Below are 26,071 nucleotides of genomic sequence, written 5' to 3' on the forward strand. Positions count from 1 at the left end.
TCCAGACTCTTCACATCAGGCCTGTTGGCGCTGCGCCTTCGTGTTCTCTGGATGGGATTGTTGCTGTGCTGTTGCGCCGCGCCCACGCTGGCGCAGGTGTGCGCCGAGCCGGCGGATGGGCAGACCAGCTTGCGTGGATGCGTACACGCCCTCCCGGATGCGGCCGCCGCGCGCGTCCTGAACGCCCTCGGCCTGCCGGTGCTGACTGGCGGTGAGTGGTACCGCATCGATTTAGCCACCGCCGGCGGCAGGTATTTGCTCGACATCGGCCTTCCGGATGCCTACCGCGTGCAGGTCTATCAGCAGCAGGGCGGGCAGGTGCGCAGCGTGCTGGCCCTCGGCGCCGCCAGCACCTACACCGACCGTCCCGTTCAGCACCGCCGCCTGATGGCGCCGTTGTCGCTGGCGCCCGGCGCGGCCACGGTCTATGTCTATTATCACAGCCACGGCAAGATGTTGATGCAGGCGCGCCTGTGGAATGCCGACCAGCTCAACGCCAGCGATACCGAAGAGCATCTGTTCAGCGGCCTGGTGGTTGGCATCATGCTGGCGATGGTGCCGGTTGCGGTGCTCGGGCTCGGCGGCCAGCGCGCGCTGGGCTACCGCATGTATGGCGCCATCGTGCTGACGAATATACTGTTCGTCGGCCAGGTCGAGGGATATAACTTCGCCTTCCTGTGGCCCGGTGCGCCAGCCTGGAATATGCTGGCGCCGGGCGCGCTGGGTGGGTTGTCGCTGATGGCGCATATCGGCTTCGCCATGGATTTCATGCAGATGCGAACGCGCATGCCGCAGCTGCTCCGCTGGCACAGGGCGCTGCTCGCGGTTTGCGTATTGACGGTCGCCGCGCACCTGGTCTACGAACTCGACACGCTGCTGACGATACAAATGCTGGCCTACTCGGGCTTGGGCTGCGCGGTCGCGTTCATCGGCGTGCGCCGGCGCATCGAAGCGGCGCGCTTCTATTTGCTGGGCACATCGATCCTGATGGTCATCCCGTTGATCCTGTTTATCTTCGTCGTTCTGGGCGTGCAGCTGGTGCCGTTTTTTTCCGTGCTGTCCTTCCCGAAATTCGGCGGCCTCGGCGAGACGCTGCTGTTCGGTGCGGCCGTCGTCAGCCAATTCCAGAAGTTCAATGCGCGCCAGGCCGAGAGCCGCCTGCTGCGCCTGGCCGAGGCCGAGCAACTGCTGCTGGCGGAACAAACCAAGCTGGCGGCCCTGGAGCAAGCCAACGAGCGCCTGCTGCGCCTGGCGTCGGCCAGCCACGACATCGCCCAGCCGCTGGCCTCGCTGCGGCTGGCGTTCAGCGCGATGGCGCCGCAGCACGGCCCGATCGCCGAGCATATCGATACCACGCTGGCCTATGCGCAATCCCTGCTCAAGGACCTCATCGAGCAGGCGCGGCAGGACCAGCGCCTGCCCGAGCCCATCGTGCTCACGTCCATGTTCGGGCAACTGGGGCAAGCCTTCCAGGCGGAGGCCAGCGTCAAGGGCCTGCGCCTGTCGGTGCGCGCCAGCGATGTGCGCGTGACCGGCTCGTCGTTGCTGTTGTACCGCATCCTTGCCAACCTGCTGGCCAACGCCGTGCGCCACACGCCCAGCGGACGCATCGTGCTCGGCACGCGGCGCCGTCCCGGCGGCGTCGAAATCCAGCTGTTCGACACCGGGCCAGGCATCCCCGCGCCCGCGCGCGAGCGGCTGTTGCAGCCGTTCGAGCAGGGCGGCCACAGCGAAGGCTTCGGCCTCGGCCTGTTCATCGTCAAGAACCTCTGTCAGCAGTGCGGCTATGCGCTGCGCATCGCGTCCACGCCGGGACGCGGCAGTTGCTTCGCAGTTTTCATCCCCTCAACGTTGATGTGTTGACAAAAAATACGGTGATTTCCGTATTTCCCCGCTGACCGGCGGTGACTACAGTAGCTGGGCCGATGGCGAACACCGCCATTCCATCTCAACCACTGGGGAAACCGTCATGAAATCTTCCATCAAGCCCATGCTGTACGCGCTGGCCTTCGCCGCCGGCTGCAGCGCGCCGCTGGCATTTGCCGACACCATCACCTTCGACAATGCCGACCTGACCGGTGTCGCCGTGCGCCCGACCATCTTCACCACCCAGGGCTTCGTCTTCACCGCGATAGACCTTGAGTTGATCGGCGGCGGTGTCGAGCCGTATAGCAACGGCACCAATGTGCTCAAGTTCGGGCCGCGAGACAAGGTCTCGGGCATGGACATCAACGCGATCACGTTCCGCCGCCAGGACGCGGCGCTGTTCAATCTCAACAGCCTGGAGTTTTCGCCGGGCGCCTACGCCGGCAATAACGCCAAGATGGGCATCACGGGCGTGTTTGCCGATGGCACGACGACGTCGGGCTTTCTGACGTGGCACAACAGCAGCGGCTTGACGCATGTCGATTTAGAAGACTGGACCAATCTGGCGTCGGTCGTCCTCACCGGCAATCTGCTGAGCCAGAGCTACGTCCAGGTGGACAACATCAATGTGTCGGCGGTGCCGGAGCCGACCACCTACGCGATGCTGTTCGCAGGCCTGGGCTTGCTCGGCATCGTTGCCCGACGCGCCCAGCGCGCATGAATTCATCACCGTGTACGCCCGGTCTGGCGTCCTAACCCGCTGTTCCAACCTGGAGAATTTAAAATGAAGCACAACAAAAAACTGAGCACCATTGCCGCCGCGCTGCTACTGGCCGCCATCACCTTGCCAGCCATGGCCGGCACGCCCCTGGCCGGGCGCGACCAGTTCTTCCATGCGGTCTCGGCCAACGATGCGAATGCCGTCTATCTGTACGATGCCGACTACGACATCACCTGGCTGCGCACCACCACCGGCGCCAATGTGATGACCTATAGCCAGGCCAACAGCTGGGCCACCCTGAACTGGGGCGGCTTGAGCGGATGGCATCTGCCGTCCGCGGGCAGCGTGTACGATTCCGACTTTTACCCCAGCACCGTCAAGGGCATAGGTTCCGACGCGGCCCATTTGTACTATGACATTCTGGGCAGCCAGCCTGCGGTCGATCATGACGGCAACCCGCAGACGGGCACGCACCCGCAAGGACCGTTCGGCGGCGCCGATGGCCTTCCGGCGATGGTCTGGCTGAACGGCCCCCATGCGACGCACTGGGATTACGGCTACAACTTCAGCTTCTTCGCCGGCATCAATGGCGAGGGTCCGCAGAACGGGCTGATCGGCGCCATGGCCGTGCGCAACGGCGACGTGCTGGCGGTGCCGGAACCTGAAACCTACGCCATGCTGCTCGGCGGTCTGGCGCTGGTAGGCTGCGTGGCGCGCAAACGCAAGGCGCATGCGTCCACGGCGGTCTGATCGTACTTGGTAAAGAAATCCGCTGTTCCTGATGGGGGGGCGGCGGATTTTTCTATCTTCGGCTGCGTTACTTTGACTGCGGCCCTGTATTCCATTGCGATTGGTTTGTCTTCTCGTAACGTCGCGATGTTTGGTGCTGGCGTGTTGCTGAGTTTCGTTTTCTCTGCGGCGTTCGGATTTCTTTCCACTCAACTTCCGCTTAAACATGCGCGCGCGTTTTCCTGTACGGCTATTGCTATCGTATTTGGAGTGCATATTATTGAGAGATATAGGCGTCACATAGTCAATCAGAGAGAGTTCTTTGAATTTTTGAGAGCTGACTAGGAGGAGTTATGCATCCCGCCATCCTGCTTGAAGCCATCGGAGTATGTATCGCGTCGATTGCCTTTGTTTTGCAGTGTTATTACTTCGTGCGGGACACACGAGCACGCCGTACGCTGATACGTAGCCTTGCCAGAAACCCGGAATTCCTTCAGGTGTTGCCGCACTTGAAAAAACGCACCGCGAACGATGAGTGCTTTGATGATGAGTTCAGGAAGCTGCGCGCCATCATCAGCAAGCAAATCGACGCGGAGGGATTTCGTCAACCTGGGGAGTTGAGCTCGCCAATGCACCAGCGACCATCCAGAAACCGCGTACGCTACATACGCGGTCTTGTGTATGAAGTGGAAAAACAACTGCACCAGTGATCGAGTTTTTTACTTAGCTGGCGCTCACTTGGTTCGGATAGATTGCAGTTCGGTCTTGAGCCATGCGCTGCTGGGCATGGGCTGCGCCGTGCCGCATCTCACCAGGTAGTCCTTGCCGGTCATGCTGCTGGTGCTGGCAGCCAGCGCAATGAACTGCTCCGTTCCTTCGACCTTCTTCTTGTCGATGAGGTAGTTCAGCTTGCTCGTCAGATGCGCCTTGGCTTCGGCCGAGCTATACCAGCTGCCGTTGCGGTTGAACTGGCAGCCCGAGCTGCCCAGGCGGTTCAACAGCGCGTCGATTTCCGCGCGTGATCCGGCCGGCAATTCGGCGGCCATGCTGGATGACATCGCTAGCACCAGCAGTGGAATGGCGAAACGTAATTTCATACTTAACTCCTTAACTTCACAAGATCTCCAATAGTACGCGGATCAAACCATCTGCTCCCGCACGTAACGCGCCGGCGGCAGGCCGACATGGCGGCTGAAGGCGACGCTGAACGCGCTGGCCGAGCCGTAGCCGATGCGCTCGGCAACCTCGGCGATGCCTGCCTCTTGCCGCCTCAGCAGGTTCTTCGCCAGCGCCATGCGCCAGGTGAGCAGATACTCCATCGGCGCCACACCCAATGCGCGGCTGAAGCGCTCGAAGAAGGTCGAGCGCGAAAGGGCCGCTTCCTTCGCCAGTTGCGCGACCGTCCACGGCTGGCTCATGTCTTCATGCATGCGCCGCAGCGCGACGGCGAGGCGCTCGTCGGCCAGGCCGCGCAGCAGGCCCGGCGATGCGGCTGTCCCCGCTGCGGATCGCAGCGCTTCGATCAGCAACACTTCCAGCAGCCGCGCCAGTATCACCTCGCGCGCCGGTCTTGCCGCCCGCGATTCTTCTCCCACCAGCTGCACGATGGTGGACAGCCGCTGTTCGCCGCGCACATGCACCAGTTGCGGCAGCAGTGACACCAGCAAGGCTGCATCGGGCGAGCCGAAGGTGCAGTAGCCCACCAGCAGTTGCGTGTCGGCCGGCACGTCTTGCGGGCCGTGACGGAATTCGCCATTCGACAACTGAACGGGCGGGATATCCCGCTGCTTCGCTGCCGGCGGCTTCATGCCGGTCATCGTGAAGCTGTATGCGGACGGGACCAGGACGAAGTCGCCTTGCTGCAATCGGACAGGCGCCTGCCCATGGAGTTTAAGGCGGCACGCGCCTTCCAGGATCACGCAGTAGAACGGCTGCCCGGATTCCGAGCGTCGCACGCGCCAGGAACCCGCGGCGCTGACGACCTTGGAGAACCGGGCCTGCGGTTGCAGCAGCGCGACGACCTCGGTGAGCGGATCTGTCATATCTGGACTATCGCTAATTAAATGTGGACTCCTGATTGTAGCAAGTCCGGTTCCGGCGAACTATAGTTTGGCTACTGAAAACCACTCAACAGGAGTCGCCATGAAAACCGTCCTCATCACCGGATGCTCATCCGGTTTCGGGCTTGAAACCGCCCGCTACTTCCTCGATCGCGATTGGAAGGTCATCGCCACCATGCGTACGCCGCGCGAGGATGCGCTGCCGCGTTCCGAACACCTGCGCGTGATCGCGCTCGATGTCACCGATGCCGACAGCATCCGCCGCGCTCTGGAGGAGGCCGGGCCGATCGATGTGCTGGTCAACAACGCAGGGATAGGCGTGCTGGGTGCGCTGGAGGGCGTTCCGATGACAACTGCGCGCGATGTCTTCGAAACGAACACGCTTGGCACCATCGCGATGACGCAGGCGGTGCTGCCGCAGTTCAGGCTGCGACGGGAGGGTGTGGTCATCAACGTCACGTCGAGCGTGACGTTGATGCCTTTGCCTTTGCTGTCGGTGTACACGGCGAGCAAGGCGGCGGTCAATGCGTTCACCGAGTCGCTCGCGCTGGAGCTGGAGCAATTCAATGTGCGGGTGAACCTGGTGCTGCCGGGACGTGCGCCCACCACCAGGTTTGGCGAGAACGCCCAATCGCGCATGCGGGATTCAATACCGGAGGCGTACGCCGGCTTGGCGAAGGGCGTCTTCGAGGCGTGGGGGCTATCGACTGCGGTCACTCACGCGGCGGACGTGGCGCAAGCGGTGTGGCGCGCGGCGAACGATCCATCGTGTCCGCTGCGCCAGGCCGCTGGTGCCGATGCCGCCGCGCTGCTTCAGCCGGATTGAATCGGGAGGGACCGATTGCCGATTACGCTACCGTGCGGCGACGGCGTGCGGTCCAGCCCAGCATGCCCAGGCCGGCCACCAACATGGCCCAGGTTTCTGGTTCTGGGACTGGTGTCAGCAGATACGTCGCGGTCTGCTGTTGATTGATGTCCCAGCCTGCGACCAGAATTTGTCCCGACGCATTGATATCAGTGTTGTATTGAAAAAACACACTGGAATAATCGTTGGGCGAGATGAGCAGATCGGTGATTTGAGAGTAATGGCCGTTGCTATAGACGAGGGAATTCGGTACAGGGCTGTCACTCATCAGCGTCAGGCCGCTGGCGCTGCGGCCGCTCACTTGCGCAGCCGCCCCTAGCACCGTCATTTGGTCGTTCAGATAAACCATGCCAAAGCGGTTGCTACCCATCCAGTCGAAACCCACCGAGCCGACGATGGAGCCGTCGTGGCCAAATTTAAGGTTGTCCAGTCCCACGACAGTTCCCCAATCGGGGCTGATCGCACTCCATTTGACGGTCAGATCTGTCATCGTGCCGTTGGCATAGAGGAAGGCGTGCTTAGCGCCAGACGCAGTTGTCGAATAACCGAGGATATCGCCTTGAGCATTCACACTTGTTGCCGAGCTGTATGAACCACCCAGGGTCCCAATATCCTGCATGCCGCCGGTCGTGGTATAGCGGAAGGCGTGCGTTTGGCCATTGTTTAAATCCGCCTTTCCGACCACGATGCCGCTGTCATTGATGGCATTAGCCTGACTGGCATTACCGCCAAGTGTGCCCAAATCGCTTATCGTGCCGTTCCCATATAAAAACGCGTGATCGGCAGTGCCGGTCGCCGAGAAACCGACAACTTGATCCAGCTTGTTTATACCCGAGACCCAAGAGGTAGAGCCGCCAAGCGTACCGATGCTGACGTTGGTGCTGCCGTTATAGAACATGCCTGTTACGGCCCCGCCGCCACCCCAGCGATTGCTGACTGCGTGGCCAGCTTCATTCAACGCTGCGCCGGCGATACCGGTCCCAACTACGGAAACTTTGTATCGAGGTGCCGCCGCAAACGCAGAAGTGGAAAGGGCTGTTGCCAGTACAGCTCCCAGAAGTAGTTTTTGCATACTTATTCTTTCATTTTAGAAGTGGGAAATAGTCAAATGACATGTGTATTCTATAATATTAAAAATAAACACATACATACTTTTTATGCAATATCACTCGTCCGGCCGCGAGCTATCCACCCGCGTGTCTGGACGCGATACAGGCAATCTATCCAATTGTCACTTTGCATTTAATATTGCCTATTGGCACATCTCGTGGCACCATGCATTTTCGACAGTGCACTCGGGGATCCCATGGCCAGTATCAATATCTATCTGCGCGAAAATCTCGCCGCTATTTCCAAAAACGTGGTGGTGGCACCGGAGATCCCGGAGAAAAAGCTGAATAACGCTGTCGCGGCGTTTGGCTACACCGGCAGCGTGGCGAATATCGTCGCCCTGTACGACAACACGATGTTCGGCAGCGGCAAGGACGGTTTGTTTTTCACCGGCGAGCAGATGATTTACCGCCCGACATTCAGCGATCCGATCAGCATTCCGTTTGCCGACATGGCGTCGGCTGAGTACCTGGAACTCTTGAGCGGAAAGAACAACGACAAGTCCGAACCCTGTGTCCGCATCGTCAGAAGAGAGGGCGCCACGGTCGATCTGAAATCGCTGATGAACTGCGATTACAAAAAACTGGCGGCGGTGCTGCACGGCGCCATCAGCGGCTTTGACGAGTTCAAGGAAGAGAAGCAAATCGTTCCCATTGAAGACATGGGCGAGGAGTTGAAGGTCGCCTACGTCAAGGTGATCGTCAACATGGCGTATGACAACGATGGCGTGGTCGATCCCAAGGAGATGGCGGAGATACTGCTGCTGATGACGCGTATCGACCTGCTTCCGGCGTCGCGCTTGAACCTGCGTGGCTACATCGCCGACCAGTCCAGGTTGGAACCGATGGCGGACCTGATCGGCATCATCGATGCTCATTGCCCAGAGGGGCAGATCACGTCCGTGCATATTTCCCTGACCAAGGATCTGATCAACACCTATCTCAGCACCGCCGGCGGGGCTATCGAGGAGTTTGCCTTCTTCCACAAGCACCGCGCTCTGCTTCAGGTCAGCGACGAGAAGATCGAACTGGCATGCGAAGCGATCAAGCTGGACCGCAAGCTGCTGAGTGAGGATGTCAGCGACGATCAGATCGTGGCGACGCTCAAGGTCTTGTCGGCCAAGGCCGCAGCGGTGGGCACGCCGCTGGCCGCGGTATATCTTTCGGGTTCGGTGATCGGCTTGTCGGCGGCGGGCATGACTTCCGGCCTGGCGACACTGGGCATGGGCGGCGTGCTGGGCATGTCCAGCATGGCGACCGGTATCGGCGTTGCCGTGCTGATCGGCGTCGGCACCTACGCCGGTGTGCGCAAGCTGACCGGGGCCGACGAGATGACGCGCTTCAAGCGGCGCGAGTTGATGTTGCACGAAGTCCTGAAGCTGACGCAAACCACCATTGCGATGCTGATCGAGGACATCAATTTCATCACCGTCAGCCTGAATCAGGCGTTGGCCACGCAAGGTGTGCAGGATGAAAAAATCCGTCGCCTCGCGGGCGTGCTGCAGCAATTGACCGGCGCCGGCGCGGAGCTGACCGGACGCAGCGAAACGGTGCAGGCCAGCAGCGCCAAGCTCAAGTGTGCCGGCTATCTGGATGAAGCCAAGCTCAAGACGCTGACGCGCGAAGCCACCAAGGCCGAGCTGTTTGGCTATATCCGTGATTTTTACGAAGAGCGCATGGTCGAGGAAACCAAGGACGACGAGAAGCGCAGCGTGGCCAGACTGGCGTTGAAGCCGGGCCGTCCGAACAAGGAGCTGGAAGAGCTGGCGCGCGCCTTTGATGTCATCGGTTACTTCAAGGTGGGCGACGTGCTCAAAGGCGCCGCCAGCGATGTGGCCGACAAGGCCAAGGAAAAATTGGCGGGTCTGTTCTCGTGAGCGAGAAGAAGCCGCTGCACGACGAGGCGCAGTTCCTCATCGTACAGCAGCATCAGCTGAACGCCGCCGGGACGCATCTGGGCGCGATGTCGGCCGCGCTCGACCAGTTGCAAGGCGCGCAGCAGCGCAACGATGCGCTGCTGGATCAGCTGCTGGCCCAAGCCGACGCCATGGCTGGCGGCGACCAGGTATTCATCGAGTACGACATCGAAATCGATGTGCTGATGGAGGTGGATGAGCTGGAGGTGTCGGCCTCCGTTCAACCGCTGGGCATGCTCGACAGCGTGCAGATCGATCGCGATGCGGACTGGGCGTTCTGCCTGCAGGCGATGGATGAATATGGCGGGCGCAACAAGCTGGAGGCCAGCGAAGATCCGTTCCGTCATCTGATGAGCGACAGCCAGCGCATCGCGCTGGAAAAACGCATCCGCGACGAGTTCAGCCTCAAGGGCGCCGACTGCGACAAGTACGACTACATGATCGCCGGCACCTGCGGGCTGATCGGTGGTCTGGTGGACATCTTCTTTATCGGCTTGCCGGGCGAGGGGCCACTTGGAAAGCTGGCGGATGATGCCACCGATGCGATGGTCGAGAAATTTGCGGGTTTGATGGGGTGGCAGGGGCCGCGCAATCCCGACAACGCCACGGCCAGCGCCATCGGTTTCCTGGAGCGTAAGTTCCGCGTCAACTATGACCAGGCGACCGGGGCCGCGGTGGATGATGCATTCACGATGAGCACAAAAAATCATCACGTGAAGAACCTGGCGCACTCACCGGACCTGATCGGCCTGTTTTTCTCGGTACTGAACCAATTCACCAGCACCTCCAGCTTCATCAGCGATGGCCGTCTGATCACCATCGACACGGAGACGTTCGAACTGCAGGGCAGTAACCTGGTGTCGAAAATATTCTCCGGCTTCGTCAACTGGCTTGGACACTTGTTTTCGGATATGGCGGGATCGAGTGGCGCTGTCGGGCGTGGCTCCGGCATCCCGATGCCGTTCTACTCCCTTCTGCAATTGATAAACGTGGGCGAGTTCGGCCAGCATCGCCAGACCTTCGGCACGGTGGCGGTGCGCGTGTTCGAACAGGGCTACGATTTGCGCCATGGGCTTGCGCTGGCGATCCCGGTGCTGATCACCGAGCTGCTGACGCGCATGATGTGGACTGTCAAGCAGGCCTTCTTCCACAAGCGCCCGTTGCTGCAATGCCTGCCGTCCGCCGCCAACCCGGAATTGCGGCGCATGCTCATGATCGGACACGGCACGCTGTGCATATTCGATGCGGCGGACGCCGGGATCCGCTCCGGCGGTGACATCGTGCAGTTCCTGTTGCGCAGCAATCTGGTGGCGTGGGCGCGGTTTGGCACGTTGGCGCTGAAGGAGATCAGGGTGTGGTATGGCGAGGGCAGCATGGATGTCGATGCAGTGGACGATTACCTGGACCGTGAATACGCGCGCATGCTGGCCTGATCAAGCTGTCGCCGTCTGCGCGGCTTCCTCATCCGGCCGGTACTTGATGCACCAGTCGACAAAGCCGCGCAAGGCCGCCGGCATGTGCTTGCGGCTGGGGTAGTACAGGTAGAAGCCCGGCATGGCCGGGCACCAGTCCTCGAACAGGCGCAGCAGCTTGCCTTGCCGGATTTGCTCCATCGCATAGGACTCGTGGACAAAGGCGATGCCGATGCCGTTCTGTGCAGCGTCCACCATCATGGCGTCGTCGTCCAGCACCAGCGGGCCGTCGACGTTGACGGCCAGGCTCTTGCCGTCGCGTTCGAACTCCCACGCGTAGATCACGCCGCTCGGGAAGCGGCGGCCGATGCAGGGCAGGTCGCGCAAGTCGGGCGGGCTGGCCGGGCTGCCGTGCACGGCCACGAAATCCGGCGCGGCCACCACGGCAAAGCGCTGCGCCGCGCCGATCGGCACGGCGATCATGTCCAGCGCCAGGCTTTCGCCGAAGCGCACGCCGGCGTCATAGCCTTGCGCCACGATGTCGACCAACTGGTCGTCGGTGGTGATTTCGATCTTCACGCCCGGATGCACTTTCAGGAAGCCGCTCAACATCGGCGCCAGCAGCAGCCTGGCCGCCGGACGCGGCACGTTCAACCGCAGCGTGCCCTGGACCGTGTCGCGGAAGCCGTTGATTTCGTCGAGCGCCTGTTCCAGGTCTTGGATCACGCCGCTTACGCGTGCGTATAAGTGCTGGCCCGCTTCGGTGGGCACGACGCTGCGCGTGGTGCGGTTCAGCAGGCGTATGCCCAACCTGGCCTCCAGCGCGCGCATGGCGTGGCTCAGCGACGAGGCGGTGACGTTACGTTCTTCGGCGGCTTTGCGGAAGCTGCGGTGCCGCGCGACGGCGACAAATATTTCCAACTCGTTGAGATCGTGCCGCATAGGGTCTATTGCTGAATTCCGTTCATTGGTTCAAGTGGTTTGCTGACGATTGTATAGATGATAGAGCAACCGTATCATTTTCACCATTAATCACAGACGGAGCAAAGAATGAAACAGCGGAAATTGGGTAGCGGCGGTTTGCAGGTATCGGCCATCGGCCTCGGTTGCATGGGCATGAGTTTCGCCTACGGCGGCGGCGACGATGCGGCGTCGATCAGGACCATGGAGCGCGCCGTCGACCTGGGCGTCACCTTCTTCGATACGGCCGAAGTGTATGGCCCCTACGTCAACGAGGAGCTGGTCGGCAAGGCCTTGCGCGGCGTGCGCAACAAGGTGCAGATCGCCACCAAGTTCGGCTTCCGCATCCTGCCGCACGGCCACGGCTTGCAGCGCATGGCCGGCGTCGACAGCCGCCCCGAACATATCCGCGAGGCGGTGCATGGCTCGCTAGAGCGCCTCGGCATCGAGACCATCGACCTGCTGTACCAGCACCGCCCGGATCCGGCCGTGCCGGTCGAGGACGTGGTGGGCGTCATGGCCGAGCTGGTCCGCGAAGGCAAGGTGCGCCACCTGGGCCTGTCCGAAGTGTCGGTCGCCACGGTGCGCCGCGCCCATGCGGTGCATCCGATCGCCGCCGTGCAAAGCGAGTACTCGCTGTGGAGCCGCGAACCCGAGCGCGACGTGCTGCCGGCCTGCCGCGAACTGGGCATCGGCTTCGTGCCGTACAGCCCGCTGGGCCGGGGTTTCCTGACCGGCGCGATGACCTCCACCGCAGGCCTGGCGCAGGATGATTTCCGCCGCACGCTGCCGCGCTTCCAGGACGAGGCCATGCGCAGCAACCTGACGCTGATCGGCCAGTTGCAGCAGCTGGCCACGGGCCGCGGCATCACGCTGGCGCAGCTGGCGCTGGCCTGGCTGCTGCAACAGGACGAGCACATCGTGCCTATCCCCGGCGCCCGCCAGATCCGCCACCTGGAGGAGAACGCCGCCGCTGCCGCAGTGACGCTGAGCTCGCCCGAGCTGGCGGTCATCGACGCCATCTTCCGCGTCGACAATGTGCAGGGCGCGCGCTACGGCCTGGGCGATCTCGCGCTGCTGGAAGACTGAGAACGCCGGCCGCCATCCGTGCGCTCGCGCTGGGCGCCGGCTACTTCATCACTCGGCGTCTGATATCATCGCCCGATGAACAAGAAACTCCTCTCCGTCGCCGCCATCGCGGGCGTGCTGGGCTTGCTTAATTTGATGAGCCACGCCGAGCAGCGCGGCCAGGCGCCGTTCAAGGCGCTGGTCAGCCCGGCCACTTGCGCGCAGCCGCAGTGGCCGAACGAGGCGCGGCGTTATGAGATCGAAGGCGTGACGACGATACGTTTCCGCATCGGCGAGGATGGCAAGGTCGTGCGGCCGGAAGTGTCCGGGAGCAGCGGCTGGAAGATTCTCGACGATGCCGCCATCAAGGGCATTTCCCGTTGCGTGTTCCAGCCCAATCTGGACGAGGCCAGGGACGGCGCGTCATTCCCGGTGCAGTTCGTATGGCAGTTCAGCGACGGCCCGGTGATCCGTCCCTTGCTGGTGGCCGACAGCTGCCAGCCTTCCGAGCGCTTCCAGACATTCAAGGACTCCGACCGCCGGCCCAGCGGCAGCGACGGCATCCTGCTGCGCTTCCTGGTCAACAGCGATGGTGCGCCGATCCGCGTGGTCGCCGAGCCCAACGGGCAGGCGCCGGATCTGGTTGCGCAGGCGGCCGACTATCTGCAAACCTGCCGTTTCGCGATCGATCCGCAGCTGCCCGGCCAGCGCACCGATACGGCTTTCGGCCGCGTGCTGCTCAAGATGTAATCGGCGCCTAGCGCAGGTCGGCGGCGCGGCGCTTGTCCGGCTCCGACAGCACGCGGGCGATCACCGGCAGCGGCACGCCCGCGTCTTCGAGGAAAGTGGCGGCGGCTTCGCGGCCAGCGGTTTCCAGCAGGGCCAGGCCGGCATTGACGGCGATGGCTTTGACGCGGTCAGGACGCGAACGACGTTCTATTTGCATGGGCGACTCCCGTGACGATAAACAGTAGCGCTCAAGCGTAGCACAAAAGCCCGCCATGTACTCAATCTGACAACGTTCAGGCCGTCTTCTGGTGGAAGCCGCCGCGCATGGCGCTGGCGCTGTGGATGGCGTTGAGTATCTCGTCGAGGCTGGACGGCTTGGTGATATGCTGGTCGAAGCCCACGCTGCGGGTGCGTGCCAGCGTGGCCGGATCGTCCCAGGCGGTGAAGGCGATCAGCGCCACTTCCTGGAATGCCGGCAAGGCTCGCAGCGCCTGCGCCACCTGGTAGCCGTCCATGCCGGGCATGCCCAGGTCCAGCAGGACGACATCGGGCATGAAGGCCATGGCCGTTTGCAAGCCTTCCGCGCCGGAGTAGGCCACCGCCGTTTTGTAGTTGTACAAGCCGAGCAACTCTGCTGCGATATCGGCGGCCGCGTCGTTATCGTCGACGATCAGGATGCGAGGGGGGATGGTGGTCTGGTCCATGATGTTGAACGAAAAAGTAAGCAACAAAGACGGTTGCTGGTCGTTCGGCTGGGTCCGGGCCGGATGGACTAAGGGTGCCGCGGTTTTGGGCACTTAGTTACGGAATGCAAGTTACAGTTCCTACGATAAATTATATCCCAGTTGTGCGGCGATTGCGCGGCTTGAAGAAACGGCGAACGTCACTAAATTGACTGGATACACACAAAGGATAGAACATGACCACTACTGAAAAAGCCATCCTGGCCGGCGGATGTTTCTGGGGCGTGCAGGATCTGGTGCGCAAATACCCGGGCGTGCTGGCAACGCGGGTGGGCTACAGCGGCGGCGATGTGCCGAACGCCACCTATCGCAACCACGGCACCCATGCCGAGGCGCTGGAAATCATCTTCGATCCGGCCGTCATCAGCTACCGCAAGATCCTGGAATTCTTCTTCCAGATCCACGATCCGAGCACCCGCAACCGGCAGGGCAACGATATCGGCACGAGTTATCGGTCGGCAATTTATTACACCAGCGAGCAACAGAAAGCGACGGCCGAGGACACCATCGCCGACGTCAACGCTTCCGGCTTGTGGCCGGGCAAAGTCGTCACCGAAGTGGCGCCGGCGGGGCCGTTTTGGGAGGCGGAACCGGAGCATCAGGACTATCTTGAGCGCATTCCCAATGGCTACACCTGCCATTTCATCCGGCCGGACTGGCAGTTGCCCAAGCGCTGAGCTGAAATAAATCTGCAATATAAACAATCACTTACAAACCAGAAGGTATTCGGAAGGCAGGTTTTGCGACCTGCCGCTACAGTGGGCTCATGTTTCATTTCCATTCGTTAGGAAGTACCATGAGTCAATTATTTACAGCAGTGTATGAAGTCACCAGCGCCGTCGAAGGCCGTCCCACTTTGCGCCTGAACCTGGTCGTGAACGCCCACAACGATAGCGTGATCGGCCATGCGCGGGTGGCGTTCGACGGCGGCGAAAGCGTCGGCATTTCGGTGCGCGGACACCACACCGAGATCGAGGGCGAGTATCCCTTGCAAGCCATCGTGCTGGCCGGCCTGCCGGCGATTTTCCCGACCCTGGAAGAAGAACCGAGCGCGTTCCAGTTGCTGATGGTGTTGCCCACCGCCGCCCGCGACGGACAGGTTTGCTACAAGATGAGTTTTGGCGCACAGCAACAAGCGCGCATCGTCGAGATACGTGATGGCGTCGCCCGCGCGGTATTACCGGAGCTGGCCACCGGCACCTGACCCGTACCACTTCGCGGCAGCCGAAAATTGGTACTCGTCAAATAACACAATGTTCAATTTGAGACATTCGAAAGTCCGGCCCTTGGAGGCCGGATTTTCTGCTTTAACTGGTTAGTATGCGCTTACTAACCATTTCAAGTTCCATATCTATTCTTGCTGCAATTACTCTTCCTATTTTGAAACTGGTATTTGATTGGATGTAATAAAACAAAACCACTTGACTACCACTTTTTTAAGCTCCATCCTGAAAAAACAATAAAAGCATAGATTCACCAACCCAGGAGGAGAAAGCATGGAACGCGCAGTCAAGGGAAATGCGGCCGTACTCGGCCTTATCGCCAGCATGCTGGCGGCTTGCGGTGGGGGGAGCGACGGCTCCACCACCGCCACACCACAAATGAAACTGCTGGGCGGCGTACACACCGCCGCCGCAGCCGCCGATTGCCCGGCATGGTCGTCCAGCGCGATCTACACCGTCGGCATGTGCGTGACCTACAACGGCAACACCTACAAGGCCAAATGGTGGACGCAAAATAACGTCCCCGGCACCGAGGAGTGGGGACCATGGGCGCTGCAAGCTGTGACGCCGACGCCAACGCCAACTCCGACGCCAACGCCAACGCCAACGCCAACGCCAACGCCGACTCCAACGCCGACACCAACGCCGACACCAACGCCAACGCCGACACCAACGCCAACGCCGACCCCTACGCCAGTGGGCGGCCGTGAAATCGGCTCCTACTTCGCGCAGTGGGGCGTGTACGGCCGCAGCTACGAAGTGGCCGACATCCACACCACCAAGACCCCGGTCAACGGCGTACAGACCAGCGTGGCCGACCAGCTCACCTTCATCAACTACGCCTTCGGCAACACCTACGCCAAGAACGGCGGCTACGAATGCGACATGGTCACGCGCGCCGAAGTGGGCAACGACACGCCAACCTCGCCGCAAGCCGGCACCGGCGGCGACGCCTACGCCGACTACCAACGCCAGCCCACCCGCACCGTGGACGGCAAGACCGTGCCATGGGACGCTCCGCTGACCGGCAACTTCCTGCAACTGAAGCTGCTCAAAGCCGCGCACCCGAATCTGAAGGTGTTCATCTCGCTGGGCGGCTGGACCTGGTCGAAGAACTTCTCGGCCGCAGCCAAGACCGACGCGCTGCGCAAGCAGCTGGCCAAGTCCTGCGTGAAGATGTTCATCGCCGGCGACCTGCCGGTGCAGGATGGCCGTGGCGGCGCAGGCTCCGGCAAGGGCGTGTTTGACGGCATCGACATCGACTGGGAATACCCGGGCGGTGGCGGCCAGCCATACAACACCGTCGACGCGGTCAACGACAAGCATAACTTCACGCTGCTGATGGCCGAGTTCCGCGCGCAACTGGATGCGCAAGGCGCCATCGACGGCAAGCGTTATGCACTGACGGCCGCCATCGGCGCCGGCACCGAGAAGATCGCCCAGACCGAACCGGCCGTGTATTCGCAGTACATGGACTGGGTCAACCTGATGACCTATGACTTCCACGGCGGCTGGGAAAGCACCACCAACTTCCACTCGCCGCTGTACCACGATCCTGCCGATCCCGCGACCGGCGTCCTCGCCAAGTACAATACCAACGACGCCGTCACAGCGCTGGTGGCAGCCGGTATGCCGCGCAATAAGATCCTGCTCGGCGTGCCGTTCTACGGACGTGGATGGAAAGGCGTAGCCGCCGGCCCTAACGCCAACGGCCTGTATCAAACCACCACAGGCGGCGCGGCCGGTACCTACGAAGCCGGCATCGACGACTACAAGGTATTGGTCAACAAGTCCGGCACGCGTTGGTACCATCCGCAGACCAAGCAGCTGTTCCTGTACACCGGCACCGGCGAATGGTGGAGCTACGACGATCCGACCGTGATCGCCACCAAGATGCAGTACATGAAGGACCAGGGCCTGCGAGGCGCCTTCTCGTGGGAGCTGGACGGCGATGCCAACGGCACCCTGACCAGCGCTGTCTGGAAAGGACGCTAAGCCATGAAGCGCCATGCCGCTGTCCAAACCATCGGCGTCAGCGACGCATGGCGCAGCTGGATCGCCGAGAACCTGATCCTCGGCAGCCGGCCGGATACACTGGCCGGCATCCTGATCCAGTCCGGCATCGGAGCGCGCGATGCGCACGCGGAGATCGCCGCCGCGCTGCGCAGCCCTTATCTACAGGGCGTATCGCGTCTGCATAACCGGCTGGCCAAGCGTGACTGGGTGCTGCGCATCCAGTCGCAATTGAACCGGCTGGCGCCGGCCGTCGTGCCGTGGCGGGAGCGCCTTTCCGCCGCGGAGTTCCTGGAGCAGCACTACCTGCGCAACCAGCCGGTCATCATCACCGGCATGCTGGAGGATTGCGCGGCCCGCAGCAAGTGGACGCTGGATTACCTCGGCAGCCAGTTGGGCGACCGTATGGTGGAAGTGCAGTTCGGCCGCAGCGCCGATCCGGACTACGAGATGAACAGCCTGTCCCACAAGCGCCGCATGCGTTTCGGCGAGTACGTGGAACTGGTGCGCGACAGCGGCCATACCAACGACTTCTACATGACGGCCAATAACGACGGCCAGAATCGCGAGTCGCTGCAGGAGCTGATGGCCGATGCACCGCCGCTGACGGACTATCTGACGCCGGAAGGGCGGGGCTTTTTCTGGTTTGGTCCGGCCGGCACCATCACGCCGTTCCATCACGACCTGACCAACAACTTCATGATCCAGATCGCGGGACGCAAACGCGTACGGCTGATCGCGCCTTGCGATACGCCCAAGCTGTACAACCAGCGTCACTGCTTTACTCCGGTCGATGGACGCAACATCGACCTGCAGCGTTTTCCGATGATGGCAGACGTGCCGGTCATCGACTGCGTGCTGGAACCGGGAGAGATCCTGTTCCTGCCCGTCGGTTGGTGGCACTTCGTCGAAGCGCTGGACATCACCATCACCATTTCTGCCACCCACTTCAAGTGGGACAACGATTTCTACAGCCATTACCCGAACAATCACGACTTCTAAAATACGGGAGACAAAATGCGACATAACCTTTTGATGCTGGCGCTGATCGGCAGCGCCGTTGCTGCCTGCGGCGGCGGTTCCGATCCCCAGAGCGCAACGCCTGCGCCTAAACTGCTGGGCGGCGTGCACACCGCAGCCGCAACCGCCGATTGCCCTGCATGGTCGTCCGGCGCGATCTACACCGCCGGCATGTGCGTGACCTATGGCGGCAATACCTACAAGGCCAAATGGTGGACCCAGAATAACGTGCCAGGCACCGAGGAGTGGGGACCATGGGCGCTGCAATCCGTGACGCCAACTCCGACTCCGACTCCGACTCCAACGCCTACGCCGACCCCAACGCCAACGCCGACTCCAACGCCAACGCCAACGCCAACGCCAACGCCGACTCCAACGCCGACTCCAACGCCGACTCCAACGCCAACGCCGGTCGCATGCCGTCCCGACGGCCTGACCTCGCCGGTGCCGAACGTGAACTACTGCGGCGTGTACGACGCCAATGGCCGCGAGAAGCTGGCCAATGGCCTGAACCGCCGCATCGTCGGCTACTTCACCAGCTGGCGCACGGGCGCGAACAACACGCCGGCCTACCTGGTCAACAACATCCCGTGGGATAAAGTCACCCACATCAATTACGCCTTCGCCTCGGTGGACGCGAGTGCCAAGGTCCAACTGGGCACCGGCGCCAACAACCCGGATACCGGCCTGACCTGGCCAACGATCCCCGCTGCCGCGATGGACCCGTCGCTGCCCTACAAAGGCCACTTCAACCTGCTGGCGCAGTACAAGAAGCGCTACCCCGGCGTGAAAGTGATGCTGTCCGTAGGCGGCTGGGCAGGCAGCGGCGGCTACTACACCGCCACCACCAACGCCGACGGCTCGCTCAACACCAACGGCATCAACACGCTGGCCGATTCGATGGTCGCCGTACTCCGTCAATACACTTTCTTCGACGGCATCGACATCGACTACGAGCATCCGACCACCAACAACGAAGCCGGCAACCCGCTCGACTTCGGCCTCTCCAAGCCACGCCTGGCGGGCCTGATGAAGAGCTACAACGTGCTGCTGAAAACTGTACGCCAGAAGCTCGACACCGCAGCCGTCGCCGACAACAAGTACTACATGCTGACCATCGCCGGCTCGGCATCGGGCTGGATATTGCGCGGCGAGGAAAATCTCTCCGGCCTGCAGTACCTCGACTATGCCAGCCTGATGTCCTATGACCTGCACGGCGGCTGGAACCAGTACGTCGGCCCGAACGCCGCGCTGTTCGACGACGGCAACGACGCGGAACTCCGCGCAGGCAATGCCTACTCGTACGGCGGCATCGGCTACCTCAACGTCGACTGGGCTTACCGCTACTATCGTGGCGCATTGCAGGCCGGCCGTATCAACGTCGGCGTGCCGTACTACACGCGTGGCTGGAAGGATGTCACCGGCGGCACCAACGGCCTGTGGGGCACCACGCCGCTCGTGAACGACACCGTCACCTGCGCCGGCGTCAAAACCTGCGGCACCGGCGCGGTCGGCATCGACAACGTCTGGTACGACCTCGATACCAACGGCAAGCCTGTACCTGGCGGCGGTAATCCGCTGTGGCATGCGCTCAACCTGCAAAACGGCATCGTGCCGGACTACCTGGATGTCTACGGCGTCACCGAGAAAACCATCACCGGCACCTACACCGCCAACTACAGCGCGACGATGGCTGCGCCTTGGTTGTGGAACGCCACCCGCAAAGTCTTCATCTCCACCGAGACGGCGCAATCGATGGCAGCCAAAACCCAGTACGTGATCGACCAGGGCATCGGCGGCATCATGATCTGGGAACTGGCCGGCGACTACGCCTGGGACGCCAGCAAGAACGGCGGCAAAGGCGAGTACTTCATGGGCTACACGCTGACCACCAACATCTACAACGCCTTCAAGACCGCCAGCCCTTACGGCGCGGTGCGTGCTGAATCGCCGATCCCGGCGAGTAGCGCCAAAGTGTCCATCGCGTTGGGCGGCTGGAAGCTCGGCGACAGTAATTACCCGATCAACCCTGTGATGACGCTGACGAACAACACCACCGTCACCATACCGGGCGGCTCGGTGGTGGAGTTTGACTATCCGGTATCGGCGCCCGCCAACATGAGCGACCAATCGGGTTACGGCCTGACCGTCACCAAGGCCGGCTACACGGGGCCGAATAATATCGGCGGCTTCAAGGCCAACTTCAACCACGCCAAGTTCACCATCCCGACATGGCAGTCGCTGGCGCCTGGCGCTTCGGTGTCGCTGACGCTGAACTACTCGCTGCCGATCTCTGGGCCGTCCGCCTACGTCATCACAGTGAGCGGCGTGCGCTACGCCTTGAGCGACGAGTACCCCGGCCTGCCGGTCGCGTTGAAATAAGGGGATGCGATGAAACCAGTTCACAGCATCGCTGTGCTGGGCGCTGTACTGCTGTCCGCCTGTGGCGGCGGCAGCGACCAGGCCAGCAGCACCGCACCACGCGTGCTTTCCGGTGGCATCTCCACCGCCGCCGCCAGCGCATGCCCGGCATGGACCGCCACCGCGGTCTACACCGCCGGCATGTGCACGATCTACCAGGGCAAGCAGTACGAAGCCAAATGGTGGGTGCAGGGCACCGCACCCAATCCGGCCGACACATGGGGGCCGTGGAAGTACATCGGCGAAGCCACCGATCCGCAACCGCCAGATCCTGGCACACCGCAACCGGGCGGCGTGCCGACCAAGGCCCAGGCGGAAGCGCGCGAAGCGCAGCTCACCAACAACGATTTCTTCCGCACGGTGAAGGCGTCGATACGCACGCTGGACAACGCGGCGGTGGACGCGGTGTCGCCCGGCGCGGCGGCCAACCCGGCCAACGTCAAGCGGGTGGAGCGCTTGCTGACGTCGGCCAAGTGGGACTACTACTTCGGCATCCGTGAGCCCAGCTACACGTACGGCCGCTTCCTGCAGGCGGTGGCCAAGTTCCCGGCAGTGTGCGGCGACTACACCGACGGCCGCGATGCGGACGCCATCTGCCGCCACACGCTGGCGACGATGTTCGCCCACTTCGCGCAGGAGACGGGCGACCACAACGCCAGCATCCCGCTGCCGCAGTGGCGCCAGGGCTTGAAGTATCTGCGCGAGATGGGTTGCGACGAAACCGGCACCAACTGCGGCTACAACGTCGAATGTGCGGACCCGGTGTTCAACACCGTCTGGACCTGCGGTAAAAACGCCGACGGCAGCTTCAAGAAGTACTACGGGCGCGGCGCCAAGCAGCTTTCGTACAACTACAACTATGGCCCGTTCTCGCAGGTGATGTACAACGGCGACCAGTCGGTGCTGCTGAAGAATCCCGACCTGGTGGCGTCGACCTGGCTGAATCTCGCCTCGGCGACGTTCTTCTTCGTCTACCCGCAACCGCCCAAGCCATCGATGCTGCATGTGCTGGACGGGACGTGGGTGCCGAATGCGGCGGACAAGGCGGCTGGTGCGGGCAACAACTTCGCCACCACCATCATGATTATCAACGCCGAATGCGGGACCGGCACGGAGAAGGCGGCAGCGCAGAACCGCATCGACTACTACAAGCAGTTCGCGGCGGACATCGGCTGGAACGTCGGCAGCGAGCAGCTGTCGTGCGCGAACATGCAGCGCTTCACGGGTTCGAGTTCGGCGGCCTACAACATCTACTGGGAGAAGAACTGGAGTAGCGGCGGCGATTATCAATGCCAGCTGGTGAGCTATCAAACGCCATACAGCGCCCTCATCGCCGGCAACTACACCAAGTGCGTGGAGAAGAACTGGAATGTGACGCTCAAATGATGCGTAAATGAGGTGATGGCATACAATGGTCCGGCCGACAGCAACAAGGAGGCCGACCATGCCTATGCACTACCTGCGGGCTTTAACCAGCCCGCAACGCACCGACATCAGCAACCGCCGCCTTGGCCGTTCGCTGGCCTTCGTGGCCGGCGCGGTCAATGCCGGCGGTTTTTTCGCAGTGGGACAGTACACATCGCATATGTCCGGCATCGTCTCCGCGCTGGCCGACAATGCCGCGCTGGGCGAGGTGCGCCTGTTGGCGGCGGGGCTGGCGTCGCTGCTGGCGTTTCTGCTTGGCGCGGCGGTTTCCGCGATCCTCATCAACTGGGGACGGCGGCGCGGCGCGCAAAGCCAGTACGCGTTGCCGTTGATCGTGGAAGCCGCGCTACTACTGTGCTTTGGACTGATGGGCGCCCGGCTGGACGCCTCCGGCCAGATATCGGCCATCGTCGCCTTGCTGTGCTTTGTCATGGGGCTGCAAAACGCCATCGTCACCAAGGTCTCGCGTGCTGAGATCCGCACCACGCACGTCACCGGCCTGGTGACGGACATCGGCATCGAACTGGGTAAACTGTTTTTCTGGAATAGCAGCGCATTGGCGGACAGGGTCGTGGCGGATCGCGGCAAGCTGCGTCTACTGAGCTCCCTGCTGGCGATGTTCCTGCTGGGCGGTCTGGCTGGCGCCTTTGGCTTCAAATATCTCGGCTTCATCGTCACCGTGCCGCTGGCGTTGGCGCTGCTGTCGCTGGCCATCATCCCCGTTGTTGACGACCTTCTGCATGCGAAGAACTGAAACGGCGTTGTTGGTCTATACTTATCATAAGGAGAACACACCAGATGATGAGAACCTATAACGGCAGCTGCCATTGCGGCGCGGTGCGCTTCGAGGCGGATGTCGACTTGAGCCAGGGTAGCCTGCGCTGCAATTGCTCGTTCTGCCTGAAGATACGCTGCTGGGCCGTGATGGTGAAGCCGGAGGCCTTCCGCCTGCTGGCCGGCGAGGCGGAGATGAACGTCTACCAGTTCGGCGCGAAGAACGAGCATCACCACTTCTGCAAGCATTGCGGCGTGCGTCCTTACGGCATCGGCAATTCGCCGCGCTACGGTGTGTTCTACGGCGTGAACGTCGCCAGCCTTGATGGCGTCAGCGACGAGGAACTGGCCAACGCCCCCATCACCTATGTCGACGGCCGCGCCGACAACTGGATATCGCCGCCCACCGAAACCCGCTATCTTTGAATCCGATGATCAGACCTGCAACGCCGGACGATGCCGCAGCCATTGTCGCCATCTACAACCACTACATCGCCACCACCACCATCAGCTTCGAGGAGCGCGCCGTCACGCCGGAGGAAATGGCGGGCCGCATCCGCGATGTCACGACCGGCTTGCCTTGGCTGGTATATGAGCAGGACGGCGCGGTGCTCGGCTACGCCTACGCCACCAAATGGCGTGCCCGCAGCGCCTATCGTTTCGCCGCCGAGACCAGCGTCTACCTGGAGTTCGGGCAGGGCGGCAAGGGCATCGGAAAGGCGCTGTACAAAGCGCTGCTGGAAGAGCTGCGCACCCGCGAGATTCACATGGCGATAGGCGGCATCGCGCAGCCCAACGAGGCCAGCGTGGCGCTGCATGAAAGCCTGGGCTTCGAGAAGGTCGCGCACTTCAAGCAGGTCGGCCGCAAGTTCGACCGCTGGATCGATGTCGGCTACTGGGAGTTGCAGCTTTCCTAGACCTGCTTACTTCGGCCAGCGCTTTGAATATCTCGACTTGATCAACTCCGACACATTTTCGAGCGCGCCGTAGTTGTCGTTGTTTTGCCAGGTGGTGTACATGAAGCCGTCCACGCCGGTCACGCCGTCCTTCTCCGCGGCATCGAGGCTGTCGAGCCATTGCCTGGTACGGGTCAGGTCGCTGTCGTCGTCGTAGTAGAGCGCGATCATCTGGTGGAACTTTCTATCGCTGAAGAATTTCAGTGAAGGGACTTGGAGGTTCTTGTCCGTCCGGTTTTGAATCCAATTCATGATGGTCGTGTTGGCATGCAACCCCTTCCAGCCGTCCAGCAGCGGGCCGTTGACCGCCAGATAATGGTCGATCGCGTTTGCATAGGGATCGAACATGTCGTTCCAGACATACATGTCGATGTTCTGGTTTTCGCTCGACAGCATGTCTTGCATGGTCCTGGCGGTGTTGGCCAGGTATTCGCCCGCAGTCAGATTGCCGCAGGACCGGTCCCAGTTCATGATGCGCCATTCGTCGTAGTTGATGAAGAATTTAGACGACGTGAACAGTTGCTTGATGTTCTGGTAGGCGGCTCTTTGGACGTCGTAGTATTTGCTGGAGCAGGAATTGCCCGGCGGGTTCCAGATCGGTAGCATATTCGTCGCCTCCTGGTAGCCCGACACCAGCAGACGATCCTTGTCATGGATGCCGCTGCCGGGCAGAATGAGCAGCGACTCGACGCCGACCTCGTAATCTTTGCTTTCGGTGTAGACGATGCGCTCGCCGTTGGCCTCGGCGCTGACCACCACCGGCAGCGATGGCCGGCGCACGGTGTGGGCCAGGCCGATCTCGCGGATGTCGATATCGTCGATCAAGGCGAAGCCGGTCTTGGTGGTGCCGTTGCCCCAGGCGCCGATGTAGAGGCGAAAGCCTGTGTAGGCTCGGGTGTTGAAGTCGATGTTGTAGCGCGTCCAGTCCTGGGTCGTGGCGATGGCGTTGGCCTTGGCGTTCCACTTGCCGTCGGTACTGCCCCAGCCGAGGTAGTTGCGGCTCATGTAGAGCGGGATGTCGGTGTTATAGTCGTCCGCTGCCGGCGGGAAGATTTGTATGCGCAGCGGGGCGTCGTAGTTTTGGGTCTTCACCGAGAAGGAGAGGCGGTAGGCGGTGTGCGGGTTGATGTTGGTGAAAGGCCGGTACAGGCGCGCCCGGCCATTCGGATCGGTCTGGTCCAGCTTGACAGCGCCGTTTTGCCCGCTGGTGTCGTAGTGCACGCTGGTGTCGAACAAGTACCAGCCCTCGGTGCCCTTGTCGAAGCCGCCGTTGCTCACGATCGAGCCACCCACCGGCGTCGCCTTGCTGCCGTCCACCACGAAAGGCGTATTGTTGACAGGTAGGGCCTCGGCCAGCGTGGGGTCGATTTTCGCCGCGACGTCGGGGCTGCCGCCGACCGGTATCAGTTCGATGCCGTTGTCGCTGGCCAGCTTCTTGATCTCGTCGAAATTCGCCTGGAATTCAGGCGCCTCTCTCGGTTTCAGCAAGGAGGTGTAGGAATCGTCGCCGCCGACGTTGAGCATGATGCCGTTGTAGCCCGCCTGTTTGGCCCGGCCGATCAGCTCGACGAGTTTTTTGTAGGAGGCGTTCTCGACGCCGCGCTTGTAGCCCAGGCCGCCGTAGTAGTAGATCCAGCGTTTCTTGAAGCAGTTCTCGCAGGAGGGCGTCACGTCGACCGCGACGGTGCGCGATATGGTCTGCTCGCCGCTGGTGCAATTGATGGTGTAGTTCGTGCCGGCCTGCAGCGGTGGCGTGGCATAGCTCCCCGACAGGGGAATGGGACCGGACCAAGACGCTGAGCAGGCCGTTGCGTTGCTCGCGTCCCACGCCAGATTGACGCTGCGGCCTTGCTCGATACTGGCGGGGCTGGCCGAGAAATAGACCGTTGCCTGCGCCGTTTCGGCGTAGGCATGATGGCCGACGCAGGCGGCACTGAGCAACAAGGAAAAGGGGAGGACGGGCAGCCGGGAGGTGAGTTGAAAGCGCATGGTCTGGGTTCCTGTCGTGGGTGTGTGTCAATAATAACAACATTTTTCCACTAACGGGGCGTACAAGACCAA

At 61.8% G+C, this 26,071-nt stretch carries 27 protein-coding genes; 20 read left to right on the forward strand and 7 right to left on the reverse strand.

The genetic code is table 11. The annotated features are described in order from the left end of the window. The first annotated feature begins 51 nt into the window (after window positions 1-51). The 5 genes from GEV02_RS17630 to GEV02_RS17650 all read left to right on the forward strand — a co-directional run bounded on the left by GEV02_RS17630 (window position 52) and on the right by GEV02_RS17650 (window position 4,026). Window positions 52-1,863, forward strand: coding sequence for a sensor histidine kinase (locus GEV02_RS17630; protein ID WP_217433142.1), 1,812 nt, complete (start codon window positions 52-54; stop codon window positions 1,861-1,863). Window positions 1,864-1,969: 106 nt separating this feature from the next. Beyond that, entirely contained in the window at window positions 1,970-2,587 is a 618-nt protein-coding gene (locus GEV02_RS17635) for a PEP-CTERM sorting domain-containing protein (RefSeq protein ID WP_152839207.1), read from the forward strand. A 63-nt stretch (window positions 2,588-2,650) separates the two neighbouring features. Continuing rightward, window positions 2,651-3,337 carry a PEP-CTERM sorting domain-containing protein gene (locus tag GEV02_RS33320; RefSeq protein WP_235922816.1) on the forward strand — a complete coding sequence of 229 codons (687 nt, stop codon included), beginning with the start codon at window positions 2,651-2,653 and terminating at the stop codon, window positions 3,335-3,337. 6 nt (window positions 3,338-3,343) lie between these two features. Beyond that, on the forward strand, window positions 3,344-3,661 hold the full coding sequence (locus GEV02_RS17645) for a hypothetical protein (RefSeq protein ID WP_152839208.1): 318 nt from the start codon (window positions 3,344-3,346) through the stop codon (window positions 3,659-3,661). A gap of 8 nt (window positions 3,662-3,669) precedes the next feature. Beyond that, the gene (locus tag GEV02_RS17650) at window positions 3,670-4,026 is read left to right on the forward strand and encodes a hypothetical protein (protein ID WP_152839209.1); all 357 of its coding nucleotides are present in this window, start codon (window positions 3,670-3,672) and stop codon (window positions 4,024-4,026) included. A 24-nt stretch (window positions 4,027-4,050) separates the two neighbouring features. Here GEV02_RS17650 and GEV02_RS17655 read toward each other — a convergent pair whose 3' ends face one another. After that, window positions 4,051-4,413, reverse strand: coding sequence for a DUF5329 family protein (locus GEV02_RS17655; protein WP_152839210.1), 363 nt, complete (start codon window positions 4,411-4,413; stop codon window positions 4,051-4,053). Between the two features lie 42 nt (window positions 4,414-4,455). After that, window positions 4,456-5,358, reverse strand: a complete 903-nt coding sequence (locus GEV02_RS17660) for an AraC family transcriptional regulator (protein WP_152839211.1) — start codon at window positions 5,356-5,358, stop codon at window positions 4,456-4,458. A gap of 100 nt (window positions 5,359-5,458) precedes the next feature. On the opposite strand from GEV02_RS17660, the gene GEV02_RS17665 reads away from it, so the two are divergent. Then, the gene (locus GEV02_RS17665; RefSeq protein WP_152839212.1) at window positions 5,459-6,202 is read left to right on the forward strand and encodes an SDR family oxidoreductase; all 744 of its coding nucleotides are present in this window, start codon (window positions 5,459-5,461) and stop codon (window positions 6,200-6,202) included. A 22-nt stretch (window positions 6,203-6,224) separates the two neighbouring features. Here GEV02_RS17665 and GEV02_RS17670 read toward each other — a convergent pair whose 3' ends face one another. Beyond that, window positions 6,225-7,313 carry a PEP-CTERM sorting domain-containing protein gene (locus tag GEV02_RS17670; RefSeq protein WP_152839250.1) on the reverse strand — a complete coding sequence of 363 codons (1,089 nt, stop codon included), beginning with the start codon at window positions 7,311-7,313 and terminating at the stop codon, window positions 6,225-6,227. A 234-nt stretch (window positions 7,314-7,547) separates the two neighbouring features. Between GEV02_RS17670 and GEV02_RS17675 the strand changes: the two genes are divergently transcribed. Then, window positions 7,548-9,227 carry an RNA-binding protein gene (locus GEV02_RS17675; RefSeq protein ID WP_152839213.1) on the forward strand — a complete coding sequence of 560 codons (1,680 nt, stop codon included), beginning with the start codon at window positions 7,548-7,550 and terminating at the stop codon, window positions 9,225-9,227. Further along, a complete protein-coding gene (locus GEV02_RS17680) occupies window positions 9,224-10,699 on the forward strand; it encodes a hypothetical protein (protein ID WP_217433143.1) in 1,476 nt (491 codons plus the stop codon). Before GEV02_RS17675 ends, GEV02_RS17680 begins: the two co-directional genes overlap by 4 nt. On the opposite strand, the gene GEV02_RS17685 is transcribed toward GEV02_RS17680, so the two are convergent. Next, entirely contained in the window at window positions 10,700-11,620 is a 921-nt protein-coding gene (locus GEV02_RS17685; RefSeq protein ID WP_152839214.1) for a LysR family transcriptional regulator, read from the reverse strand. A 108-nt stretch (window positions 11,621-11,728) separates the two neighbouring features. On the opposite strand from GEV02_RS17685, the gene GEV02_RS17690 reads away from it, so the two are divergent. Beyond that, window positions 11,729-12,727 (forward strand): aldo/keto reductase, encoded by a 999-nt coding sequence (locus GEV02_RS17690; RefSeq protein ID WP_152839215.1) that lies wholly within the window; start codon window positions 11,729-11,731, stop codon window positions 12,725-12,727. A 75-nt stretch (window positions 12,728-12,802) separates the two neighbouring features. Further along, window positions 12,803-13,456, forward strand: coding sequence for an energy transducer TonB (locus GEV02_RS17695; RefSeq protein ID WP_152839216.1), 654 nt, complete (start codon window positions 12,803-12,805; stop codon window positions 13,454-13,456). A 7-nt stretch (window positions 13,457-13,463) separates the two neighbouring features. On the opposite strand, the gene GEV02_RS17700 is transcribed toward GEV02_RS17695, so the two are convergent. Further along, window positions 13,464-13,652 (reverse strand): hypothetical protein, encoded by a 189-nt coding sequence (locus tag GEV02_RS17700; RefSeq protein ID WP_152839217.1) that lies wholly within the window; start codon window positions 13,650-13,652, stop codon window positions 13,464-13,466. Between the two features lie 76 nt (window positions 13,653-13,728). Further along, on the reverse strand, window positions 13,729-14,166 hold the full coding sequence (locus tag GEV02_RS17705; RefSeq protein ID WP_235922817.1) for a response regulator: 438 nt from the start codon (window positions 14,164-14,166) through the stop codon (window positions 13,729-13,731). Window positions 14,167-14,354: 188 nt separating this feature from the next. On the opposite strand from GEV02_RS17705, the gene msrA reads away from it, so the two are divergent. The 10 genes from msrA to GEV02_RS17750 all read left to right on the forward strand — a co-directional run bounded on the left by msrA (window position 14,355) and on the right by GEV02_RS17750 (window position 23,971). Beyond that, window positions 14,355-14,855, forward strand: a complete 501-nt coding sequence (gene msrA / locus GEV02_RS17710) for a peptide-methionine (S)-S-oxide reductase MsrA (RefSeq protein ID WP_008451718.1) — start codon at window positions 14,355-14,357, stop codon at window positions 14,853-14,855. A gap of 119 nt (window positions 14,856-14,974) precedes the next feature. After that, the gene (locus GEV02_RS17715; protein WP_152839218.1) at window positions 14,975-15,382 is read left to right on the forward strand and encodes a DUF1842 domain-containing protein; all 408 of its coding nucleotides are present in this window, start codon (window positions 14,975-14,977) and stop codon (window positions 15,380-15,382) included. A gap of 564 nt (window positions 15,383-15,946) precedes the next feature. Continuing rightward, the gene (locus GEV02_RS33565; protein ID WP_268878642.1) at window positions 15,947-16,111 is read left to right on the forward strand and encodes a hypothetical protein; all 165 of its coding nucleotides are present in this window, start codon (window positions 15,947-15,949) and stop codon (window positions 16,109-16,111) included. After that, complete coding sequence (locus GEV02_RS17720) at window positions 16,098-17,396, forward strand: glycoside hydrolase family 18 protein (protein ID WP_328595843.1); 1,299 nt, start codon at window positions 16,098-16,100, stop codon at window positions 17,394-17,396. Before GEV02_RS33565 ends, GEV02_RS17720 begins: the two co-directional genes overlap by 14 nt. Window positions 17,397-17,399: 3 nt before the next feature. Then, window positions 17,400-18,416, forward strand: a complete 1,017-nt coding sequence (locus tag GEV02_RS17725; protein ID WP_152839220.1) for a cupin-like domain-containing protein — start codon at window positions 17,400-17,402, stop codon at window positions 18,414-18,416. 15 nt (window positions 18,417-18,431) lie between these two features. Continuing rightward, a complete protein-coding gene (locus GEV02_RS17730; protein ID WP_152839221.1) occupies window positions 18,432-20,816 on the forward strand; it encodes a chitinase C-terminal domain-containing protein in 2,385 nt (794 codons plus the stop codon). A gap of 9 nt (window positions 20,817-20,825) precedes the next feature. Then, window positions 20,826-22,241: a glycoside hydrolase family 19 protein gene (locus tag GEV02_RS17735; protein WP_152839222.1), complete on the forward strand. Its 1,416-nt coding sequence runs from the start codon at window positions 20,826-20,828 to the stop codon at window positions 22,239-22,241. Window positions 22,242-22,299: 58 nt separating this feature from the next. Continuing rightward, window positions 22,300-23,034: a YoaK family protein gene (locus GEV02_RS17740; RefSeq protein ID WP_152839223.1), complete on the forward strand. Its 735-nt coding sequence runs from the start codon at window positions 22,300-22,302 to the stop codon at window positions 23,032-23,034. A gap of 44 nt (window positions 23,035-23,078) precedes the next feature. Further along, window positions 23,079-23,480, forward strand: coding sequence for a GFA family protein (locus tag GEV02_RS17745; protein ID WP_152839224.1), 402 nt, complete (start codon window positions 23,079-23,081; stop codon window positions 23,478-23,480). A 5-nt stretch (window positions 23,481-23,485) separates the two neighbouring features. After that, window positions 23,486-23,971 carry an arsinothricin resistance N-acetyltransferase ArsN1 family B gene (locus GEV02_RS17750; RefSeq protein ID WP_152839225.1) on the forward strand — a complete coding sequence of 162 codons (486 nt, stop codon included), beginning with the start codon at window positions 23,486-23,488 and terminating at the stop codon, window positions 23,969-23,971. A 6-nt stretch (window positions 23,972-23,977) separates the two neighbouring features. On the opposite strand, the gene GEV02_RS17755 is transcribed toward GEV02_RS17750, so the two are convergent. Further along, window positions 23,978-25,999 carry a carbohydrate binding domain-containing protein gene (locus tag GEV02_RS17755; RefSeq protein ID WP_152839226.1) on the reverse strand — a complete coding sequence of 674 codons (2,022 nt, stop codon included), beginning with the start codon at window positions 25,997-25,999 and terminating at the stop codon, window positions 23,978-23,980. Between the last annotated feature and the right edge of the window lie 72 nt (window positions 26,000-26,071).

Source organism: Rugamonas aquatica (assembly GCF_009380215.1).
GTDB lineage: Bacteria > Pseudomonadota > Gammaproteobacteria > Burkholderiales > Burkholderiaceae_D > Rugamonas > Rugamonas aquatica_B.

Bases quoted from the DNA above. Each gene is read 5' to 3' on its own strand.
- GEV02_RS17630 (WP_217433142.1), top strand. From the start codon at position 52: ATGGGATTGTTGCTGTGCTGTTGCGCCGCGCCCACGCTGGCGCAGGTG.
- GEV02_RS17635 (WP_152839207.1), top strand. From the start codon at position 1,970: ATGAAATCTTCCATCAAGCCCATGCTGTACGCGCTGGCCTTCGCCGCC.
- GEV02_RS33320 (WP_235922816.1), top strand. From the start codon at position 2,651: ATGAAGCACAACAAAAAACTGAGCACCATTGCCGCCGCGCTGCTACTG.
- GEV02_RS17650 (WP_152839209.1), top strand. From the start codon at position 3,670: ATGCATCCCGCCATCCTGCTTGAAGCCATCGGAGTATGTATCGCGTCG.
- GEV02_RS17655 (WP_152839210.1), bottom strand. From the start codon at position 4,413: ATGAAATTACGTTTCGCCATTCCACTGCTGGTGCTAGCGATGTCATCC.
- GEV02_RS17660 (WP_152839211.1), bottom strand. From the start codon at position 5,358: ATGACAGATCCGCTCACCGAGGTCGTCGCGCTGCTGCAACCGCAGGCC.
- GEV02_RS17665 (WP_152839212.1), top strand. From the start codon at position 5,459: ATGAAAACCGTCCTCATCACCGGATGCTCATCCGGTTTCGGGCTTGAA.
- GEV02_RS17670 (WP_152839250.1), bottom strand. From the start codon at position 7,313: ATGCAAAAACTACTTCTGGGAGCTGTACTGGCAACAGCCCTTTCCACT.
- GEV02_RS17675 (WP_152839213.1), top strand. From the start codon at position 7,548: ATGGCCAGTATCAATATCTATCTGCGCGAAAATCTCGCCGCTATTTCC.
- GEV02_RS17685 (WP_152839214.1), bottom strand. From the start codon at position 11,620: ATGCGGCACGATCTCAACGAGTTGGAAATATTTGTCGCCGTCGCGCGG.
- GEV02_RS17690 (WP_152839215.1), top strand. From the start codon at position 11,729: ATGAAACAGCGGAAATTGGGTAGCGGCGGTTTGCAGGTATCGGCCATC.
- GEV02_RS17695 (WP_152839216.1), top strand. From the start codon at position 12,803: ATGAACAAGAAACTCCTCTCCGTCGCCGCCATCGCGGGCGTGCTGGGC.
- GEV02_RS17700 (WP_152839217.1), bottom strand. From the start codon at position 13,652: ATGCAAATAGAACGTCGTTCGCGTCCTGACCGCGTCAAAGCCATCGCC.
- msrA (WP_008451718.1), top strand. From the start codon at position 14,355: ATGACCACTACTGAAAAAGCCATCCTGGCCGGCGGATGTTTCTGGGGC.
- GEV02_RS17715 (WP_152839218.1), top strand. From the start codon at position 14,975: ATGAGTCAATTATTTACAGCAGTGTATGAAGTCACCAGCGCCGTCGAA.
- GEV02_RS33565 (WP_268878642.1), top strand. From the start codon at position 15,947: ATGGGCGCTGCAAGCTGTGACGCCGACGCCAACGCCAACTCCGACGCC.
- GEV02_RS17725 (WP_152839220.1), top strand. From the start codon at position 17,400: ATGAAGCGCCATGCCGCTGTCCAAACCATCGGCGTCAGCGACGCATGG.
- GEV02_RS17730 (WP_152839221.1), top strand. From the start codon at position 18,432: ATGCGACATAACCTTTTGATGCTGGCGCTGATCGGCAGCGCCGTTGCT.
- GEV02_RS17735 (WP_152839222.1), top strand. From the start codon at position 20,826: ATGAAACCAGTTCACAGCATCGCTGTGCTGGGCGCTGTACTGCTGTCC.
- GEV02_RS17740 (WP_152839223.1), top strand. From the start codon at position 22,300: ATGCCTATGCACTACCTGCGGGCTTTAACCAGCCCGCAACGCACCGAC.
- GEV02_RS17745 (WP_152839224.1), top strand. From the start codon at position 23,079: ATGATGAGAACCTATAACGGCAGCTGCCATTGCGGCGCGGTGCGCTTC.
- GEV02_RS17750 (WP_152839225.1), top strand. From the start codon at position 23,486: ATGATCAGACCTGCAACGCCGGACGATGCCGCAGCCATTGTCGCCATC.
- GEV02_RS17755 (WP_152839226.1), bottom strand. From the start codon at position 25,999: ATGCGCTTTCAACTCACCTCCCGGCTGCCCGTCCTCCCCTTTTCCTTG.